Source organism: Bacteroides sp. AM44-19 (assembly GCF_003603395.1).
GTDB lineage: Bacteria > Bacteroidota > Bacteroidia > Bacteroidales > Bacteroidaceae > Bacteroides > Bacteroides uniformis.
Window position 1 is genome coordinate 1 of the sequence record NZ_QTNB01000051.1, and the last position, 2,816, is coordinate 2,816.

Genomic DNA, 2,816 nt, shown 5'->3' on the forward strand with positions numbered 1-2,816 from the left:
AATACGAACTTGTTGCGGTTGGTGGTGATTAATCCGTACCAACATTTATTTATTTAATACTGAATATCAGTTAATTATGGTATAAAGCACATCAATATTAATATTTTTAAAGCATACAATTTGCATACAAATAGAGTGATTATAAGAAAACAGAAAAGGATATTTGTTGTTAAGGGGTAAATGTGGTAGGAGATGTTTTTATATCTGTTTTCTCTCGTTTTTCAGTGAAAAATAGACATGATACTGGCAAAAAGAGAAAGAAACTCTGTTTTTCTTTTTTCGCCAGCATATATAATTTGCTGTCTAAATAAGTTTAGTTCGTTTTGGATATACAGACAAAGAAACGTACTAAACCTTTGAACTTAAAAATATAACAAACATGTTATGTTACATACTTTTTTGAATATTTAAACAATGTAGTTAAGTACTATCAAGCATATTTCAGGCATTTTTTATACATTTGCACCAATGGCAAGTAAATGATGACTGAATTTAATTCATATATGAGCAATATAGACATAGATTTTTTTAAAGAATTGTGTCTAAAACATGGAGAGTTACGACATTATAAAAAGAATGAGTTTATTCTCCATGAAGATGATGTATGTTCTTTCTTCGGGTTTATCTTGTCAGGCGTAGTCAAATACAGTTGCACCAACCGGACAGAAAACAAACCGTATAATGTCGGTTTTTCCTTTCCAAATGAATTTATAGGCGATTATCCCACTTGCTTATATGGCATGAAATCAGAATTGAATATACAGGCGATAATCCCGTGCGAGATTTACATCTGTTCTTCTGCATTCTTACAGCAAAAATTCGAGGAGAACAAAGAAAGCCAACGGATAGCCCGTATCGCAGCCGAACAGATGTTTTTCCAATCATATTCACGTTATTTGGATTTATTCAGATTCACACCGGAAGAGCGTTACCTCCAACTTTTAAAAAAATGCCCTGCAATCCTTCAAATGGTATCACTAAAAGAAATAGCATCCTACCTTAAAATTACACCCGTACACATGAGCCGAATCAGACGCAAGCAAAGTCTTGACAACAAAAAATAAACATAGGTTTAGAAATTTACATTCATAACAATATTCCAAGAGTATCTTAATCTGCCAAAGGATTCTTCTTTTTATCTTTGTCTTATCTTTGGTTGGTTCAACGAAGAGACAAAATAAAGATTGAATGAGTTAAACAAGAGATTAAAAAAGAGAATATGAAAACAAAAGAAATTCTTGGAATACTTATGCTATTCCTCTGTACATTCAGTTTTATAAGCTGCGACGATGATAATGAACAGACAAATGAATTAACCCCCGAAGCACTTTATCAGACTTCATGGCGTGGAACAGGACATTGTGAGGCTTGGACAGTACAAAATATGGGGGTCGGTATGCAATTTGTAGATACTCGGAAAGGGAAAGTAAATTGGGAAGGTTACGATGAAATTGATATTACTTATACAATAGAAGGGAAATATATCACATTTAATAGCAATGCTTTATATTTGGGGGGAGCCCCTTGGATTATCAAAAGCTATACCCAAAAACATATAACCATTATACAGAATGAAATTAGTCCAGATAAAGAGAAAGTAGCTACAATTGAATTAGAGAAAATAGATTAAACTGAATCATAGGAACATTAAGTTGCATAAATGTATGCTACAACAAAACAAAGAGAACCGTGAGATTCGCAAATTGAGCAAAGAAAGGATGAAAGAACATATAAATACCTTGTAAACAAAGGGAAAATGCAGATTCATCTAATATTCCTTTATGTGCTATTATCGGGCTGGTCTATGTGCTGAAATACAAGGAAAAGAGATTCACCTTGTTCTCTTACATAGGATTGGTTATTGGGATAGGATGAGCAATTTATATGCTACTGATAATAAGGTCAATGTAAATCAAAGTAATATGAAACTGAAATATATATTGAATGCTATAATATTTGTTTTGGCATTATCTTTTTTGTCTATGTGTATATTTAAGACTACAGAGTTAAGTTTGAAATGTATGCAATTTGCTGTATCTATCTCCTGTATAGGAGCAATGTTTTCTACAAAAAGATATAGATACATATTTGCATCTATTGCTTTAATCATTATAGGAATATCTTTTTTACTTTAGATGTCCATAATAACGATAATGATTTGATTGTTGCTAATGTCTTCATAATAGCATCTGTCAAGTATATTTACTTCAGCAAACGCCCCCGTAGGTGCAGTTCCTATTCACAATTAAATCATTGCCTAATCATCATCCAAACAATTCAGCGGATTGGGGATTTTGGGCTTTTCAAATTAGACTATCCGCAAATATAGAAAAAGTGCAATACACCACGAAGATGCACTGCACTTTTCTCCATATATTGGGTGGGCTTTAACATTTACAGTTTGTATCCCTTGTTTTCCCGGTTTATGGCTTGCCCAGTCGGTTGGCTTCCTTTTTCAACCGCTCGGCTTGTTCATTGAGCAGCCTTGCACGCTCCAACGCTTCCGCCTGCTTCCTACTGCGGTATTCAAAATCCGTCACCGAATCAGTCAAGTTTTGGATGAAAACGTTATCCCGTTCCCTACTGAAATTCGTTTCCAGCAAATCAAGGCAGTCCCCGTCCGCTTCCCCTTTCATCAGAATGTAGCGGTATTTCATATCGTTGTCCTGCAACTGCTGCATCCGTCCAGCCAAATGGATATTCAGGAACAAGGAAACGAAACAGATAACCAGCCCTGCCAAAAAGAGAAGCAGTTTCGGACGCAATGTAGCTAACACTTGAAAAGGGACCCGGGTAGCATTTGAAACGTGTACCAC

At 34.9% G+C, this 2,816-nt stretch carries 2 protein-coding genes and 1 pseudogene; 2 read left to right on the forward strand and 1 reads right to left on the reverse strand.

The features are described 5' to 3' along the window. Positions 1 to 482: 482 nt before the first annotated feature. Complete coding sequence (locus tag DW947_RS21245; RefSeq protein WP_008645841.1) at positions 483 to 1,064, forward strand: Crp/Fnr family transcriptional regulator; 582 nt, start codon at positions 483 to 485, stop codon at positions 1,062 to 1,064. 155 nt (positions 1,065 to 1,219) lie between these two features. Beyond that, the gene (locus DW947_RS21250) at positions 1,220 to 1,630 is read left to right on the forward strand and encodes a hypothetical protein (RefSeq protein ID WP_004309979.1); all 411 of its coding nucleotides are present in this window, start codon (positions 1,220 to 1,222) and stop codon (positions 1,628 to 1,630) included. A gap of 793 nt (positions 1,631 to 2,423) precedes the next feature. Here the strand turns inward: DW947_RS21250 and DW947_RS21265 are convergent. Beyond that, positions 2,424 to 2,816, reverse strand: a pseudogene (locus tag DW947_RS21265) (hypothetical protein); the annotation flags it as partial.